The sequence below is a fragment of the bacterium genome, from assembly GCA_021372615.1.
Taxonomy (GTDB): domain Bacteria; phylum Armatimonadota; class Zipacnadia; order Zipacnadales; family UBA11051; genus JAJFUB01.
The window spans coordinates 1-18,315 of the sequence record JAJFUB010000059.1; the positions used below are offsets into that span (position 1 = coordinate 1).

At 66.6% G+C, this 18,315-nt stretch carries 7 protein-coding genes; all 7 read right to left on the reverse strand.

Annotated elements, in window-relative coordinates; translation table 11 throughout:
• Positions 1–102: 102 nt before the first annotated feature.
• The 7 genes from LLH23_08970 to LLH23_09000 all read right to left on the reverse strand — a co-directional run bounded on the left by LLH23_08970 (position 103) and on the right by LLH23_09000 (position 17,843).
• On the reverse strand, positions 103–2,061 hold the full coding sequence (locus LLH23_08970) for an Ig-like domain-containing protein (GenBank protein MCE5238611.1): 1,959 nt from the start codon (positions 2,059–2,061) through the stop codon (positions 103–105).
• A 120-nt stretch (positions 2,062–2,181) separates the two neighbouring features.
• Positions 2,182–3,249 carry a hypothetical protein gene (locus tag LLH23_08975; GenBank protein MCE5238612.1) on the reverse strand — a complete coding sequence of 356 codons (1,068 nt, stop codon included), beginning with the start codon at positions 3,247–3,249 and terminating at the stop codon, positions 2,182–2,184.
• A gap of 92 nt (positions 3,250–3,341) precedes the next feature.
• Entirely contained in the window at positions 3,342–6,200 is a 2,859-nt protein-coding gene (locus LLH23_08980; GenBank protein MCE5238613.1) for a hypothetical protein, read from the reverse strand.
• Positions 6,201–6,228: 28 nt separating this feature from the next.
• Entirely contained in the window at positions 6,229–9,594 is a 3,366-nt protein-coding gene (locus LLH23_08985; protein MCE5238614.1) for a S8 family serine peptidase, read from the reverse strand.
• A gap of 89 nt (positions 9,595–9,683) precedes the next feature.
• Complete coding sequence (locus tag LLH23_08990; GenBank protein ID MCE5238615.1) at positions 9,684–10,781, reverse strand: clostripain-related cysteine peptidase; 1,098 nt, start codon at positions 10,779–10,781, stop codon at positions 9,684–9,686.
• 56 nt (positions 10,782–10,837) lie between these two features.
• Positions 10,838–12,766: a hypothetical protein gene (locus tag LLH23_08995; GenBank protein ID MCE5238616.1), complete on the reverse strand. Its 1,929-nt coding sequence runs from the start codon at positions 12,764–12,766 to the stop codon at positions 10,838–10,840.
• Positions 12,767–12,896: 130 nt separating this feature from the next.
• A complete protein-coding gene (locus LLH23_09000) occupies positions 12,897–17,843 on the reverse strand; it encodes a carboxypeptidase regulatory-like domain-containing protein (protein MCE5238617.1) in 4,947 nt (1,648 codons plus the stop codon).
• Between the last annotated feature and the right edge of the window lie 472 nt (positions 17,844–18,315).

An 18,315-nucleotide genomic window follows, 5' to 3' on the forward strand; every position in this document is an offset into this window, starting at 1 on the left:
CCCCCCCCCCCCCCCCCCCCGGCGGCGGGGCCCGCCGCACACGGCGCGGCACCCGCCGCCTGAGTGTCTCCCTGTATATCCAGACCTCAGCACGAAGTGGGGCTAGTTGATCGCGAAGCCGCCGATGCCGACCGAGATGCGGCCGGTGTAGGTGGAGTACGAGAGGGTGACGTCGCGCTCACCGAACATGCGGCTGAGGGAGAGCTCCAGGTCCTGGTACTCGCTGCTGGAGAAGTCATAGTAGGTGGCCAGCAGGCCGGTACGCCACTGCTTGCTGAGGAAATAGTCGAAGTTGAAGCAGCCGTACAGGTCGCTCTCGGTGAGGTCATAGGTGGCCGTGAAGTAGCTGGCCCACCGCTCCGCCTGGCTCGCGCGGGCATTGAAGCCGACGCTGTGGTCGAAGCCATCGCCACCGGAGTTGCCCTGCTGCCACTCGGCGCTGTAGTCCAGCCCCAGCGTGAACGCCTGCTTGACTTCGTGATCCAGTCGCAGTTGGGCCCGCAGGCTGTTCTCGTGGTAGCCGCCGCTGTCCCAGGCGTAGACGTTGGTCAGCACCGGGGAGAAGCGCGTCTTCTTGCTCCACGCGCGGGTCCCCAGGTCGAGTTCCGAGTACAGCTCGTTCACGAACAGTGGTCCGTCGGTGTCGCTCGCGTAGTCGCGGACCCCCAGCGAGGTCCCGACGCGATAGGTCAGATGGCCGCCGCGGCCGAGGGGATGCGGGTCGCGCAGCCAGTCCCCCACCAGTCCGAAGTCCTCATTCGAGGCCTTCGGGTCATCGAAGTAGGCCTGCAGATTCAGGCGCCCCCCGGCCATCTCACTATACGTGCTGCTGTCCATGAACATGCTCTGGTGGTCGGGCATGTCGAAGCTGAAGTAGCCATAGCCGCGGCCCATGACCGGCCGGGCGTCGCGCCACTCAAAGCCCCAGTCGTCGCGCGGCAGCCCGGCGACGACGATCGAGCCCTCCGTCCCCGCGCCGTCGCGGTACTCCTCCGACACCGCCAGCGACCAACCCCGGCGCGACATGACGCCGCCCGCCATGGTGCCGTGCTGGATGCGGATGGCTCCGGTGCTGCGGTCGGTGACGCGGTAGAAGAAGGGGAAGTCCAGCGCCAGGCCCCCATCCGAGGTCATGCCCAACGCCTGCGAGTTCGTGGCGCCGCTGTAGCCCGGCAGCCCGATGATCCAGTACGGCGGGAAGCTGAAGAGCTTCTGCTCCTGCATCCACAGCGAGGCCTGGCGCAGCACGATCTTCTCGTGCACGAAGAGGCTGATGCTGCGCGCCACCATCCACCCATCCGCTTCTCGCTTGTCGAGCTTGAAGGCATCCTCGGGCACGTCCCACTGGCTGTCCAGCGGCCGAAGCCCCACGGCGTCGAAGAACACGCGCTCGAGGTGCTCCTCGCCGAAACGGCGGAGCACGCCGCGCTTGGCCAGCAGGTCGAAGTACAGGTCTTCACCGGTCAGCTTCGTGTCGCCCCGGCGGATGACCACGTCCTGCGCCCGGATCGTCATGTTCTGGACATTGACCTGGGCGACCGTGCCGCACTCAATGACGAGCTTGCCGAACTTCAGGCGGGCGCGGTCACGGGCCTCGATCAGCCCCAACTCCATGCAGTACCCCACCCAGCCCCCGGTCACGTCCAGTACGCGCGCCTCGGGCGTGGCGGCCTCACCCTCGGGCAGGAAGTCCACGTACGCCAGGCTGCGGCTGCCGCCCACCTGCACGGTGATCGTGGCCGTACCGGCGTCGGCACTGCTGGCGTAGAGCAGTGCGAAGCCCCCGGAGGTCCGCACGGTCAGGGCCGCCTGCTGCCCGGTGCTGCCGATGCTCAGCAGTCCCAGATCCGTGTGCACGACGACCTGCGTGCCCTCCGGAGCCGCAGAGCCGTTGGAGGCCTTCACTTCCACGCGCAGGCGGGCTTGGCTCTTGCCGTCCGCCGGCACCTGTCGCGGCGTGATCGACACCTGTACGCGGTAGGTGCCGACGCGCTCGGACTGTGCCAGGAGCAACTGACAGGGAAAGGCAACGAGGGCGAGGATGAGCAGCCGTCGCATCATCGGCGTGTAACACACCAGGATAATGGTGCAGCGCCCTCGCCGGCGAGACGACGAGGGCGCATGACGCACATCACGAGCAACCGGGCGCTGGCAGCGACAGCCCGGGACACGTCACACCGTCTAGTCGAAGTCCACGGTCAGCGTGCCGGACAGCGTGTACGCCGAAACGTCCCCGTTCCGGTAGATCACACGGATCCGGTACTGGTACGTACCGCTGCTCACGTCGTAGTCGGAGTAGGTATAGTGCGTCTGGCCCGTCGTGCCGCTGATCCGGATCAGCCGCTGGAACGTACCGCCGTTGAGCGACCGGTCAATCTGGTAGCGCAGCACGTCGAGGGTGGTGTCGGGAACATTCCACGAGAGGCCGATGTAGTCAGCGCCCTGCGACATACCCAGGGACGTGACCGGCTTGGCCTCCGGACTCGGGGTCCCGCCACCGTTGTCATCGCTGCCGCCACCGATCGCCATGGCTGCTCCGGCGATGATGAGTCCCAGCAGCAACCACTTGTAGCCGGAAGTCGTCTTCTTCTTGGCGCGCGCCTGGGTCAGGTCGGTGCGCCCGGAAAGGGTCTGCGCGGCCTTGTCAGCGGCATCCCGCAAGGCCTCCTGGGTCAGCACATCTTCGCGCCCGGTGAACTTCGCCCGCGCGCTGCTGGCGCCTGACACACCGAAGGCGCGGAACACCTTCGGCTCGGCCACCGGCTCGCCGGTGGTGGGGTTGATGTTGCTGCCCACCTCATACATCCGGCCCGACAGGATCAACTCCACATGCGCGGGGCTCGGGGTGTAGGTGTATGACTGGATGGTGGCAAGGACGATGTAGTCGGCGCCCAGGGCCGAGCCCATACTCAGCGCCGTACCCAGGTCCTTGACGCCCTCCTGCACATCCACCTGCCGGATGCGCCCTTCGCTCACAGCCCGACGCACGCTGGGCGAGGTCGGGGTGAACTGCATGCCGTCGAACTCGCGGGCTCCATCGAGCGCCATGGTCAGGACGCCGCTGGCGCGATCGGCCATTGCGGCCGGGGCGTTCTCCGAGGCGTTGGTCACGGGGAACACCAGGACCGTCTTGGCCGCGGAATCGGCCCAGGCGACCGAGAGACACGGGGTGATCAGCCCCATCACCAGCACCATAATCAGGCCCCAGGAGGTGCTACGACACAGGTAGTGCGATCGGATGGCCTTCATGACGGGTTACTCCCTCCACAAACACAGGGCTAGTGCCCCTCGGTTGCTGCACGACACACGACCACGCCCCGAGCAGGCGTCGCGGCGGACGGCTAGCGTTTCAGCGTTAGCGGCTGTACCACACTCAACGACTGGCCGGTCAGCGGCGACCGCGCCGTGATCTCGCACAGGTACCGTCCCGTCGGCACCAGGGTGCCGTGGGTGCTGCGACCGTTCCACAGCACCGTGTTCTGTCCGGCGGCCGCCACCTGGCCCGAAGCGACTTCGCTGACTACTCGGCCAGCGATGTTGCGCACGCGTACATCCACCGCGGCGTCGGCGCTCAAGGTGTAGCTGAGCATGACGCCCTGGGCTGTCTGCGCTGCATGCACGCCCGAAACGTTCAGCATGACGTCTGAGCGCGGCTGCACCAGCAACTTCAGCACGCGCTCGGTCACGGCCTCACCCGTGCGGAAGGTGTAACTCGTCGTCGTGCGCATGTACCGCCGCTGGCCGGCGACCTCATCCACCAGGGTCGCCACCAGGTTCGAGGGCAGCGACTGCAGGGATGGCCACGTGACCGTGATGGGCGTGTTGATCGCGTTGGTCTTGACCACCAGGTTCCACTGCTGGCTGGTCTGGCTGGCGTCGCGCGTGTCCACCAGGTAGGGCATGCCCAGCGCGCTCTCACCGGGATAGAACGCTGAGCGCAGGTAGGTGGCCTCGTCCTTGAGGCCGGCGGGGGGTTGGGGCACGTCATACTCGTCCAGCCCGCGTGTGGCGCTGGCCCGCGCGGCGATGGACTGCGTCGTCGCGTTCAGCCCCGGCGCCGCCACGTGCAGGTCCACCTTCCAGTTGCCCGGCCCGCCGGTCTGCGACGAGGCGACGGTCTTCGTCTTCACCGCCGCCGGCGTATACGTGGTCGGCGGCGTGAACATCATGGTCAGGTCCTGGCGCACCAGGATCCAGTAGCCCATATACGGATCGAGGAAGCTCTCCTCGGGGGTCAGTTGCCAGGTGTACTCCCCAGCGGCCGTGTCGTACGCATAGACGGTCGGCAGGAGCATCTTGCGCGAGACCGCCTCGTCGAGCGTCCAGTCGCCACCGTCCGGAGCCGATATCCGCACATCCGCCATGCACAGCGACGTGCCGAAGGGATTGCCGATCTGGTTCCAGCCTGTCTTCAGTTCGACCGCGTAGGTCTGGGTGATGTCCGTCGGCACGGCGTCGTCGGGTAGCGTGATGGTCTCCCGGTTGCGGTTCAGCAGCCAGTAGCCCTTGCCGGGGGCGATATTCGTCACCGCGGCGTCCGGGAACCATCGGTAGTCGGTGATGGTCGGGTCATAGCGGATCAGCGCGGCCGATCCACCGGGGATCAGCGACCCGAGGCTGCCAAACACCCACTCGGCGTCGTTGTTGTCGAACTCGTACGGGACGGAGACCATCTCCAGGCCTCTGAGGCTGTCGGGCCAGGGGTTGAGCACCGGCACCGCCGGGATGCTGATGGTGCGGGTGAGGATCTTCCCTTGCGGCCCCGTGAACCTGATCTGGGCCCGCCCGGGCCGCGCGCTGGTGGCCAGTACGTCCCACGACAGGCTGTCAATCTCGTTGCGGGTGATGTCGCCAGCCGTCTTGGTCGTCGTCTGGCCCGACGCGAGCTCCAGGCCGGTCGGCATCCGCACGCGCCCCGTCGCGTCGTACATGGTGCTCGTGCCGAAGTTGTCCATGAACATGGACACCTTGAACGGCGAGTTGCCGTTCTCGTCGGCCAGGTAGTAGCTCTCGACGGTGTCCGGCGTGGCCGGGTCGTCTCCGTTGCGCTGCACCAACTGGAACGGCGCGTACGCCATCAGCGCATACGGCGGCTCATAGTCGCCAGCGGAGCTGCCCAGACCGAAGTAGGTCACATAGCGACGCGACTCCCCGGCGTTAAGCTGCTCCGGCTTCCAGTACACTGCGTAGGCCCAGTCCTCACCGAGGATCGAGGCCCGCGAGTTCGTGGACGGGTAGTACTGCAGGTCGGCCCCGATGTTGCGCATCTGCCCCCACGAGACGGCGTCCGGCATCCCTCCGGAGGAGTCCGCGATGCCTGGGTCCGTCACCTCGCTGGTGTTCAGCACGCCGCGCACCGCGACGTTCGGCGAAGAGGGATCGTCGTACGCGACCCACCGGTCCGGAAGCGTGTCATCCGCAACCGAGGCGTCGGGGATGGTTCGCTCGGTGTCGAAGGTAGAGCCGTCCGGCAAAACGATAGCCTGCCCATCGAGCGACGAACCGCCGCCAAAGGTCGCGTCAATGAGCACCCGCAGGCCGACGGTGTGCCGCGTGGTGTCCTCGTTGGTGACGATGTACTCGAACTGCACCACGTCGCCGACCACGGTGAGAACCTGCCGCACCCGGATCCACTGGTCGGTCGTGGTGTCGAAGTCCTCCACCGCCGGCACCTGGAACTCGCCGGAGATGTCCCGCACCCCGACCGTCGGTACCAGGGGCCAGAAGCTGATGAGGTCGGCCCGGTCCGCTTCGTCACCCAGGTCCGCTGCCAGGTAGTGCGGATCGTAGAAGAGCCCCACCGTCTCATCCGCCGGGTCCGCGTCTACCGCCACCGTCACTTTGCTGCTGTACTCGTAACCCCAGTCGTCGTCGCTATACTGGTTGGCCACACTCGCGAGCAGCCTGTTCTCGTCCCCGGTCCGGGTCGGGTTGCCGCCGTACGGAGCCAGGCTTGAAGTCTGGATCTGGAACCGGCCCGCTGGCTGGTACATGTACGTGCGCGACGTGGTGCCGAACGTCATCAGCGTCGGCAACTCCATGCGCAGCTTGATCATCGCATGGCTGATCGTCGGCACATCCGACGTCACGAACGTCGGTTGGTTGCCCACCTGCCCCCAGGCGCCCGTGAGCGCACACAGACCTCCGAGCATGAGCGCAAGAGCCGGACGGATCGGGCAGCGGTTTCGGTTGCGGTACACAGCTTCAGCTCCTCTCGGCGCTCAACGCCTAGCGGCTCACGCTAAAGGGACGGATGGTCTGGACGCTCTGGCCGTCCGTCGCACGAGCCGTGATGCGAGCCAGATATCTCCCCGCGGGCACCCGCGTTCCCCTCTCGCTCTGGCCGTTCCACAGCAACGTCTGTGTCGTCCCGGGCGCCGCCGTCCGCTCCCCCAGGTTGCGGATCAGGACACCCGATATGTTGCGGATCTCCACCGCGACGTTGGCCTCGCGGCTGACGGTGTAGGCGAACACCGTCTGACCCGAGGTCATCGCCGCCGCCGATACGCCGCTCACCACGAGTGCGTTGCTGGCCGCCGCATCCGCGACGACCTGTAGGTGGCGCACGCCCGCTTCTGCCATCGTGAAGGTATACCCCGTGGTTGTCCGCATGTAGACGCTGCTCCCACTGTCCTGGTCCACCAGGCGCAGGCTCACGTCCCGCGGCACGCTGGAGTTCAGAGACGGCCACGAGACCGTGACCGGCGTGTCCGCCAGCCGGCACGACACGGACACATCCCATGTCTGTCGGGTGGACACGGCGCTGCGCACGTCCTTGGCCAGGTTGCCCTCGCTCGCCGGCATGTACAGGCGCAGCGTGTCCACCAGCGCCGGCGGCTCAGCGACATCCAGGCCGACGTCGTAGCCGGCCGTGGCCGCGGCGGCCACGCCGAGGTAGTTGGCGGGATCCTCATACTTGCCCGCGACGGCCTTCAACTGCAGCGTCCACCGGCTCGCGCTGGGCGCCGACGACTGCGCTGACGTCTTGGCCGAAGACTGCCGCTTCGTCTTCGTGCTCGCCGTTGTGCTGCCGGTGTTGTAGACGATCAGCGTGGCGTCCTTCAGCACGTGCACCCAGTAGCCGGTCAGCGGGTCCATCGTGGACTGCGTCGGGTCGGAGTCGAAGCTGTAGTAGCCGCCGCCCGTGGTGCTCACGTAGTCGAAGAGCACACCGTCAGTCACCGGGTCCCCGTCGGGGTCTATGGCCTCGCTCAGGTCCTGTCGCCCACTGTCACTGAGGAACTCGACACTCCCCCAGTCTACGTAGCTCCCGTAGGGGTTGCCGATCAGGTTCCAGCCGCGGGGGGCGCCGGTGCCGTAGACCAGCGAGATGTTGTAGCTATCGGCGGTGACACCCTTGCCACTGGCCGACAGCGTGCCGGTGGAAGCCAGACTCAGGAAGTACCCCAGGCCAGCCGGGGGATCCGACACCAATTCGTCCGGCGGCTCGAAGCTGGCGTACTCGTCCGGCCAGATGTGATACTTGCTGGTGCGGCTGTCGCTCGGCACCCATCGCACCAGTGCCACCTGCTCAACGGTGACCCCGAAGACCGTGCTGGGCCAGTCATCAATCGTCAGGTCGGGGTACGGCAGCGCGATGATGTGCAGCCCGGTGCTGACGGTCTGCGTGGTGATGCGGAAGTTTGAGACCGCGATCTCCGAAGCGTTCCCCGCCAGATCGCTCCCCTGGATCTGCAGCCTATGGAGCGTGCGCGTCAGCCCGCTCAAGCCGAAGGTCAAGTCACCGGTGCTACTGTCGAAGGTGTAGTTCGTCACCAGCGTGGTGTCCCCCGGCACACCGTCGGTCACGATCTGAGTCCCATCCAGCCACACCTGGATCGTGTCCGGATCCACGCCGTTGGCGTCCTCGACGGTGGCCACGACGCTCGGCGAGGCCATCGTGATCGTCGAGTTGTTGACCGGGTACTCGATGGTTACCACCGGCGCCTCGCCATCCGAGCTGGCCCCCACCCGCAGGGAGACGCGGCCCAGCCCGTACCCATTCACATCCGTCGCGGGGATGTCGCCTGGCACGCTGTACGTCCGCGCCATCTGCTTGAGCAGCATCCGCACCGTCGTCGCGCTGCGGCTGTCATCCTCCGAAATGAGCAGAGCGGCAGCCCCCGCCACGTGCGGCGCAGCGGCCGAGGTCCCGGTAAACGGCACATAGCCGGCGAGCGACGTGGTCACGGCGTCCGGGCCCACAATGTTCGGCTTGTCGCTGCTGCCCAGCGAACCGCGGGAGCTGTACGGCTCCAACTCGTCAATCGCGATGCCCGTGTAGCCCGTCACGACCAGATTGCTGCCGCGCGTGGCGCCCACTGCGTACGCACCGCTCGCCTCGGCCGGAATGGCCAGGCTGTCCTCCGAGTGCTGCAGCGAGGTCTCGATGTCATACTCGGGGGTGTAGAGCTGGAACCTGTCAGGCGTGCTGCCCGCTAGGGTAGACATCCGCTGCAGCTTGAGCCGGTATGTGCCCGCTGTGCCGATGTAGGCTACCAACTCCTCTTCCGGCACATCGTCCCCGTTCTGCGTGACGGCCGAGCGCGCGATGATGGCGCCGCTGCTATCGAGCAGCACCAGGTCGTAGTCGTTCGACGTCTGTGTGCCGGCGTTCTCGTACCACGACAGATACACGTCGAACACGCCGGCGTTCAGGGCGAAGCTCATCGTGTCCTTGGTGCCGCTGAACTCCAGGTATGTGTCGCTGTTGGTGTCCGTCCAACTGCCCTGCCAGTGGCGCTGGGCCCAGTTCCCCGCTGAGTTCACCCACAACACGCCGGCAGCGTTAGCGTCGTTGACCGCCTGCGACACCTCGTGCGTGCCGTCGAAGGGGCCGGTCGCGATCCCCAGTGACATGTTGGCGACATCGAAGCCCTGGGCCGCAACATACTGCGCCGCATCCACCACGGACTCGACGGTGTCCACGAGGATGAGCGTCATGTCGCACTCTTCAGCCATGTCGGCAACGATCTCGGCCACCGCGGCGCCATGGCTGCCGCTGCCCAGAGCCGCACCAGTGGTCCCCAGGCGGAGGTCCACCAGATCGGTCGTCGTATCAACCGGCACTTCTGTTGTGCTCAGGCTGTTGAACCCCGTATCAATGATGGCGACCTTCGCGCCATTGCCATAGATGCCCGCGAGGTGGAAGGCCGTCGCGTTCGTCAACTGCACGCCCTCGCTGTCTGCTGCCCCGTACCCCTGCATCGGGAACACTCGCTGGGTGGGCCGCACCTGCGCAACCTGCGCGAGCGACGCGATCGCGGCCAACTGGTCGACCGGTACCATCGCCTCGACACAGCGCCCGTGGCGGCTGTGGGGAGTGATCCCAAAGCGGCTCAGGCCCGTGGCGGCGGCGGCGGCCTCGCTGCGGAACATGATGTCCACGCCAACTTCGTTACCGCGCGTGATGAGCCCGAGCCGACTGACAGCCGAAGTGCTGACGCTGCCCACCGTCGCGCCCGCGGCCAGTGACCGCAGCGGCCCGGCCAGGTCCTGAACGGCCTTCGACTGCGGCCATGCTCCCGCGGCCAGGACCAGTGCGACGATACTGAGGGCGAGCCGGCTGCAGGTTGATCCTCGATGATGGCTCACGCGAACGCCTCCTCCCGAAACGGGGCCACTGGCCCTCCCCCTCCACACCGATGCGCCGAACTGGATGTGCTTCACGTCCACACTCCATGTTACCCCGGGTAGGCTTCCCCGGTGACCCGCGATGCGACCCATTCCCAGTATGCCCGCAAGAACCCGTACCAATCGCTGTCAGCGGCGAACGTCAGCCGCTCGTAGGCGGGTGGGACCGCCTCCACGGTGCGCGGGAAGTAGATACCCACGCCGCTGAGGCTCTCCACTGTCGGGGTCACGCCCGACCAGCGCCCGATGATGCTTGACTTCACGGCTTCCTGCAGTCTCACGGCGCCGGCCTGCAGGCTCTCATCGGGCGCGTGCCGCGCCAGTCCCGCGGCAAACTCACCCAGATCGCACAACTCCTGGCGACGCCCCCACGTGTGCGCCTGGCTACGGGCCAGGGTGACTACATGCCCATCCCGTGCCATCTGTGCGCGCCACTGGGCAGCCACACCCCGCAACTCCTCCACAACCGCCGTCAGCCTCGATGTCTCCAGGGACACCAGCGCCGCCTCGCGGCTGCCCCCTGTCATCCCCAGCCGTGCCGCCTCAGCCGCCACCGCCCGGGGCCCGTCGTGCCCGCGTCTGCTCAGGGCCTCATCCCACCTCAGGCCGGGGCTATACACGAGCCCTGGCGCGGCCGAGATGTACCGCGCGCACTGCCGCAAGTCCCACAACTTCTCAAGGGCGCCGCTGAAACACATGTCCAGTCCCAGCACATCCAGCGGCTGCCCGCGCTCCTGCACACTGGCCGCCAGTGTCTTCCCCAGCTCGCCGCTGTCCATCCCCAGGCCCTGGTCGCCGTCCAGAACTCCCCCGCCATGCTTCACGATAAGGAGCATGGCGTACCGCGCGGGATGCAGACGGAGAGCGGTCGTTGCCGCTCGCCCGATCGCCTCCGCCGCCCCGTCGGTGGCGCGTCGCCCGCCCTCACGCCAGCCCTGCTTGTCAAGCATCAGGAGGCGGCTCGTCACTCGTCCCGGGCGCCCCGCCTCATCCTCCAGCCGCAGCACCGCCAACGGCACACCCGACCGACGACACACGACCGCCATACGGTGCTGATACCCATCCGCCGCCACCGTCAACCCGCCCCGTGTGTCCAGGCAGACCAGCACCGTCCATTGTGGCTGCGCCTCGGCGCCGGAGGGAGACACCCCCGCGGCCACCGAGGCTAACAGCGCCAGGCCCCAGCAAAGTACACGTACGGCGATTAGCGCTTTCTCCTGTCACTACCCCACCACGACGGGTGGCGCGACGGCACCTTGATCGTCCCGGACCCGGAGGACTTCGTCGTGGCACCCGATCCCTTGGCGCCGTTGGTGGTCCTCACGGCATCCGGCTCGGTCGGCGGGGTCTCCGCGGTCGTGAAGCTGCGCATGCTGCTATACAGCCACTGCCGCACACCCGTCAGCAGGCTCAGCGGCATGATCGGGTCGCTCGACTGGTGCGCGCCGACCCGCCACCAGTAGGTCGTGGTTCCCTCGAAGTCCTTGATGTCTGCGCTGAGGATGGTCGAGCCCGTGTCGCGCACCAGGGTGCTCTGGTACAGCGGGGTGCCGACACCGCTGGCGTCGTCACTGCCGAACACCTGCACACGGTACTCGTTGGCGCCCTCCGACGGCTTCCACGCGAAGGTGACCTTGTCGGTCGGCTGGCTACTCGAGCCATTCGCCGGGGTCGAGAGTATCGGCGACGTGAAGAAGGTGACCGGGCCGCCCGTGTTGCTCGGCTCGCTCAGGATGCTGTCATCCGGATCGGTCTCAATGTCGGGCTCGGTCAACTCCTGCGACGTGTCGGCTGCGGGCGGGTTATAGCCCGGGTCTGTCAGTGGCTCGATGACCCGCTGGACACGGTAGTAGTATGCCGTACCCTCCTCCAGCGCCTCGTCGTTGTAGGACACCGTGACGCTGCCGTCGGTCTCATCATCGTCCTCAGGGTACGTAAATGTGATCTCGTAGTCCTCGACCACCCGCGTCTCGAAGGGTTCGTCATCCCACGAAGTCAGGTTGGTGGCCTTGATGGCCTCAACCAGGTTCGCCGCGATACACGAGAAGCCGGCACTCATGGCTCGGAAAATCAGCCAGCCATGCGTCTTGGCCTTCGAGGTGCTGTTGGTGCTGATCGTCAGCCGCACCGAGGGGTCGTCGCCCGGGGTTCTCTGCACCAGGCCGCACTTGACGTTGGAGCCGCTGGCCGTCGTCGGTCCGGTCGCCACGGCGACCAGGCCCAACAGCAGCAGTGCGGCCGCGACCAACTGCACCCCCGACTTGATCTTCTTCTCCCGCGCTACCGCCTGCTGCGCGGATACCGGCTTGTAGATGCGGTACAGACGGTCGCCGGTGCTCGGCGCCGCCCCCTCCACCGTCCGCGCCACCGCCATGTCGGACTCGATGTCCGTCAGGCGAATGATGCCGATACGGCGCATGATGACCTGCTCGACATCCGGCTGCCACGTCGGCCGCATCACCAGCAACTCGCTGCCGACCAATAGCCCGTCGTCCGTACCCAGGTTGATGTTCACGGTCCCCTGGTCGTCCACCAACTGCACCGTCCCCCGGCGCACCGTGCTGCTGAGCATCTTGCCCACGGCGTCCTCGGCCGCCGCGCGTAGCGCCTCATGCGTCACTGCCGCCACATCACCGGTGAAGCCCGGCACCGTCTTCGTCTCGATGGATGAGTTCGCACCATCCAGGTACTCGCCGATGCCTACATCCAGCAGCATCAGGTGCAAGCTTGCGCGGGCCCGTCCGCTCTTGGCGTCTACGGCTAGCGAGGACAAAGTGCCGACCAGCACCTTGTCAGCATGCAGCCGCTGCCCAAGACGCGCCTGCTCGGCGGTGGACAGCGGCGGGGTCAGGCGGAGCGCCGCCAGTTCCCGCTCCAGGTCAGTCGTCGAGATGACGACGTATTCCTTGGAGTCTTCCAGGGCGAGAGCCGCCGCCGCCGTCGCCTCACGCATCAGCGCTGTGCCCGCGCGTCCCGTCCCATCCTGGAACGGTACCACGGCCACGGCAGGGACGTTCTGCCCGGCCGTCTGCGCTTGCGCCGGCATCAGGAAGAAGCTCTGCGGGGCGAGCATCACCGTCACCAGAATGTACGATATCGCTCGGCTCACCGTGTTCCGACGTAGCTGCTGCATTGGGGCTGCTCTCCCTCCGACAGATCTCGTGCGCCTAGGCGCTGGCTGTGCGGCTGCACGGCCGCAGTATAGCACAGACTCTTGCGGGGCCGCAAAGCTCTGACGCCCGCCGAGTCCAAAGGTCCCGAAGCTACCGGCTCTGTATGCTCAAGGGCAAGACTGCCCGGCACTCCTGCCCGCTCTCGGTGCGGGCGGTCACCGTCACCAGATACCGCCCGGACGGCACGCGCAGGCCCCGCTTGTCCCGGCCATCCCACAGCAGCGTGTTGACCCCGGCGGTCTGCGCTGCCGCAGTCGTGATCTGCCGGATCTGGCGCCCCGCGATGTTCGTGATGTTCGCCTCCACGCTGGCCGGGCGCGACAGCGTGTAGCTGATCGCTACGCCGGCCGACGTCTGAGCCGCGACCTGCGGGCTGATCGTCAGTTGCCCCACTCCGGCGGCCGACACCGTCAGGGTCAGCTTCCGCGGCTGGTTCGAGGCCTCAAACACGAAGCCCGTGCTCGTCCGCATGTACACCCGACGCCCCGTCAGCGTATCGGTCAGCACGGGTCGCACCGTGTTCGGCAGGGACGACAAGTCATCCCAGGTCAGGGCCACGCGCGCGCCCACCTGATTGGTGTACACCGTCAGGTCCCAGGTCGAGGAGATGCCGGACGGACGCACGTCCACTGCATAGTCACCGGGGTTCTTCGTCCAGTCCCGGTTGTCAATGGCCGTGTACACGTACGGTCCCATTGTCGGTGCCGGCGGCTTGAACTCGTCGAGAGCGAAGTCACAGCCGTCAGTCGCCCCGCTCGCCCACCCGAGATAGGTGGCCGTGTCCTGCATCTCGCCCACCTTGGTCTTCAGGCGCAGCAGCCACCCGCTGGACACCTCGGGCGTCGTCTGCGCGACCTTGGTCCCGGCCGCGAGGGCTCCCGACGACTCGCTGAGGATCAGCGAGCACGGCGCGTTCGTCTTCAGCCAGTAGCCCGTGTACGGTGACAGCACGCCGACCGTCTGGTAGCCGCCCAGCACATACACATACAGCGAGGACCCGACGATACCCTCGGACAGGGCCTGCTGCAGCGTGTAGGTCGTCCCGCCTTCCTTGACCTTCGCTGTGTAGATGTCAATCTGCTTCTGGTACGGGCAGCCGATGAGGTTCCAACCCGAGTCCAGCGGGAGAGTTACCGGATCTTCCGCCGCCAGCCCCTCCTGCGACAACTCCGCCTTGGCGCTCAGGTTCATCCAGTAGCCCGTGCCGATGCGGAAGTGGTCGGCCGGAGCCTCCGGGTACATCGCGTAGCTCTGCAGTCCGGTCTGCCACGTCGCCATCTTCCACGTGCTGCTCGTGAGGCCCAGCAGGTCCTGCGGGTCCTCGCCGCTGTAGTCCCACGGGAACGACACGAGCTGCAGGCCCGTCGGGAACGTGTGCAGGCTGTCCATGGCGAAGTTGACGCCCGTTGCCGTCACGCCGCTCTCGATCTGCACCGTGCGTGAAGCCGGCGTCGGGGTGAACCCGCTGGCCTCGGCCGTAACCGTGACCGTTCCGGTGTCCACGTCGGCGATCTCGTAGTTGTACTGGACACCGCTGATGGTCTTCACGACGCTGCCACTGGTGGTTGTGGACGCGATCTCCTCTTCGCCGAAGAACACGTGGATGGTCACACCGCTGACGAACGACCCGCTGCCGGAGGTGACGACCCGCCCGACGATGCTCCCGCCCGGCTGCGGCTGCAGCGCGAAGGCCAACGTCTCGGTGGCCGCCGGCGCGATCGTGACGGTCTGCGACGCCGAAGCCTGGTAGCCGGACGCCGAGGCCGTGACCGTGTAGGTGCCCGGCGCCAGGTCCTGGCTGGCGAACCCGGCGTCGTCGGTGTAGATCGTCGTGGTCTCGCTGGCCGCGCTCACAATCGCCACGGCGGCATTGCGGATCTTGTCCGTGGTCTCGGCGTCGGTGACAGTCACTTCGAGCTTGCCATCGGCGGCATCGAGCTGGAAATCAGCCGTCGTCGTATCACCCGCGTTGACCGTGACATCCTGGCTCTTCTTGCCATACAGAATGGCCGTGCCATCGGCAGTGACAACGTAGTTGCCCTCGGGTATCGAGCCCAGCGTGTAGCTGCCATCCGCACCGGTCTTGACCGAAGACGGCAGCGTCGGCACGGTCCCGGTGTAGTCATCCGGCACGGCGATGGCCACCGTGACACCGGCGAGCGGGTCGCCGGTGGCGGCCGAAGTCACCTTCCCGGTGACAGCCCCCGGCTGCGCGCGCTTGGTGGTGAAGTCCACGGTCCTGGGAATCTGGCCACCGTGGACGTACTGTGCGTCATGGTGGTCAATCTCATACCCCGGTCGCGTGGCCTCCAGCACATAGTGCCCCGGCGCCAGGCCCTGCATGATGTACGTGCCATCCGTCTGGCAGCGCACTGCGTATACGACCTCGCCGTTGTCCAGCGCCGACACGATCGGCGCCGGGTCGTTGATGGGCTGCCCGCCATCGCTGATGGACAGAACCTTCCCCTGGAAGCCGCCCGTCCGCGCCCAGCACAGCGCGTTGTGCATCAGGTGGCTGCGCGCGTTGCGGCAGTGCGCGCCCGTGACTTGCGAGCTGGTGTGGTACCCCCGGTTGAACTGCTCGAACCCCGCCGAGAGGTACACCACCGTACCGCCATTGATGCTCGCGTCGGCATACCGTACGCCTACCGTGAGGCCGTTGAAGTTGCTGGTGTTGTTGCCCGCCGTGGCGCCATATATCTTGATCGAGCCATTCGCCTCGATGGCATCGGGCCGCATGGACCAGTCCGAGCAGTCGTGGAAGTCCGACTGCGGCGTCCCCGACGGCGGCGGCATGAAGTTCCAGGAACTGTTGATGGGTATGGGGTCATCGCAGGAGGCGAGCCAGTTACCCAGCTCCTCCAGGTCGCCGGCATGGCCCCCGGCGGCGCCCCAGGCGTCCTGGGCCACCACGTCATTGGCGAGGCCGGTCAGCCCGAACCCCAGTGAGGTGTTCTGAATGCGCCACGTCTTCCCCAGGAAGTTCAGCCACAGGCTGACGTTGCCGCTGATGTTGTCCGAGACGAAGTTGGCCCGGAGCGTGTTGGCCAGGAAGGTGTTGGTGCGTGTGCCGTTCATCGTGAGCGCCCACGCCAGGTCCTCGCCGCAGATAAACAGACGCCCCCCGCGTTGCACGAACGAGGCCACGGCCGCCTGCGTTGAGGCGTCCATGATGCCCCCGTCAGCGATCCAGACGTCGCCGGTGTGCGGGGTGGCCCACACGACGGCGCGGTCCGCCACCGGCACGGCGCGATCCGCCGTCACGCCCAGGCTGCCCTCTTCGTCGAGCTTGGCGGGGTCGAGTTGGTACTCGATCGTCGGCAGGTAGTACTGGTAGACGCTCGCGGGCACCGCCCCCCGGCACAGGATGCGCCAGGTGTCATATTCACAGTTGGCGTAGCAGTCACTGATGGTGTCGTAGTCAATCATGCCCGCCATCGTCGGGTACGTGCTGGGGTTGTACGTGTAGTAGCTCTCTACCGGGTACGCGGCGCAGTAGTCGTTGTTCCAGCCCAACAGGGCCAGGAAGCTCTGCCCCTCGCAGTAGTCGTCCACGAACAGGATGTTATGCGTGGGCGAGAACATGTGCGTTGAGAAGCCGTAGACATCGTCGTAGGTCAGCGAGTTGCCGGAGTCATCCGTCACCATGATGTCAATGATGTAGTCTTTGCCACCCGCGACCGCCTCGGTCGTCCACGTGCCCTCGAACGTTCCGTCCCCGTTGTCGTCAAACAACTCGCACTGCCCCACCCGCGTGCAGTCGGTCTCCAGCCAGCGCTCGCCGTCGTTGTAGTTGACGTCGAAGGACTCGTCCGACGTGACCAGGTATTCCTTCTGGTCCGGGTCCTTGATGTACGCCATGACCTGCTGGATGTTGCTGGCCTTGTCGTAGACCGGCACGGAGATGGTCACATCATCGCCGGCCGCCGCCAGACGGTTCACTACCGTCGGCAGCGCGGTCAGCAGCGGCGGAACCTGATCGTCCTGCTGCATCGCCCAGATGTCCGATGAGCCAGCCCGCGTGGAGGTGAAGCAGATGCGCATCGGCGTGGAGTCGATCTCCAGCGTCCACGTCGGATCGGTGTCGTCTGCGGTATCTTGATTGCCCGGCGCGGTGTTGGAGACGAGCGTCGTGGCGGCCCCGTTGGCTTCGCCCGCCTGGCCCATCGTCCAGATGTTGAAGTCCGGGGTAGTGTCGTTCCCGTCAACCGGGCGGTCGGAGGCGAAGGCGATCTCCGTGCTGTTCTGGCGCCACGCTGGTTGCTTGTCGTTGACCGTCGCCTGCTCATCGCCATCGCTGAGCTGCTCGACGTCGGCGGCGTCAGGCGTGACGCTGTAGATGCGGCTGATGCCCGCGTTCTCACGCGTGAAGGCGATGACCTTGCCGTCCGTAGACCAGGCCGGATCGCTGTCGTTGGTTGCTCCGGGAGTGAGTTGCACCGGGTCGGCGGCGCCGGTGGAGATGATCTTGTAGATGTCCCAGTTCCCGTTCACATCGCTCTGGAACGCGATGTAGTTGCTGTCGGGAGACCAGGTGGGGTGGCGCTTGTTGCCTGCGCCAGTGGTGATCTGGGTGACGATCGTGGGATCGGCGACTTCCAGCGTGAAGATCTGCCAGACGCCGCTGACCTTGCTGGCAAAGCAGATCAGGCGGCCACCGGGATCATAGACCGGGTCCACCTGGTCGCCGGCTATGTCCCTGATCTTGTACTGCTCGCTACCATCTGAACGCATGATCCAGATGTCGTAGTCGGGGTCGGTGGGCAGAGTCGCGTCAATCTGGCCGTTGGCGTCCGCGTCCTCCCCGTTGCTGCAGAAGACAATCCGGTTCTGCGTCGAGCCGGGAGAAGCGTTCGGGTACGCCTCGGTCGTGCCGGTGGCGCTGGGGGTGAGGTTGTCGTCCGGGTCAGGCCCCGAGGCCTGCCGGGTCGTCACCGTCTCCCGCATCATGATCGGGGGGGTGGGGAGCGTATGGCCGAAGACAGGGCGGGCCGCCGGATCGCTGGTTACCAGGCTCAGCCCGTTGACAGGCAGCAACGGTCCCACCGCGCGCTCTGAGCGCTTGGCGTACAAGGCCCCGGCGGACAGGAGGCAGAGGATGATGAGGGCGGAGAGCAGGATAGGGACCGGGGACCGAAGCTGGCCCTTCCTCAAGCGAATCACTCCCTTGGCGGGTGCTGTGAAGAAGTGTTGCTGACGCCTACCGGGCACAGCGGCTGCCTTGCGCGCAGGTGGGCACCAAGGCGATGGCGTGTTCGCTCCCACGTCAGCTACCCGCGACGCGGCTCCGGAGATAAACACCCCTCCATGGGCACACTCGCGACCACTCGCACGGGACCTCTTCCGTCCCTGCGCCGCGAGCCGAGAGCGCCCCGCTGGACAACCGTTGGCATTATAACACCCGACTCCGTCTTTGACAAGCACGTCAACTGGCCCTCGCCTGGACGCCCAAGCCCGTCGCGCTCATGCCTTCGTGCACCATCGGGCAGCCTCGCCGACAGGTGTTCGT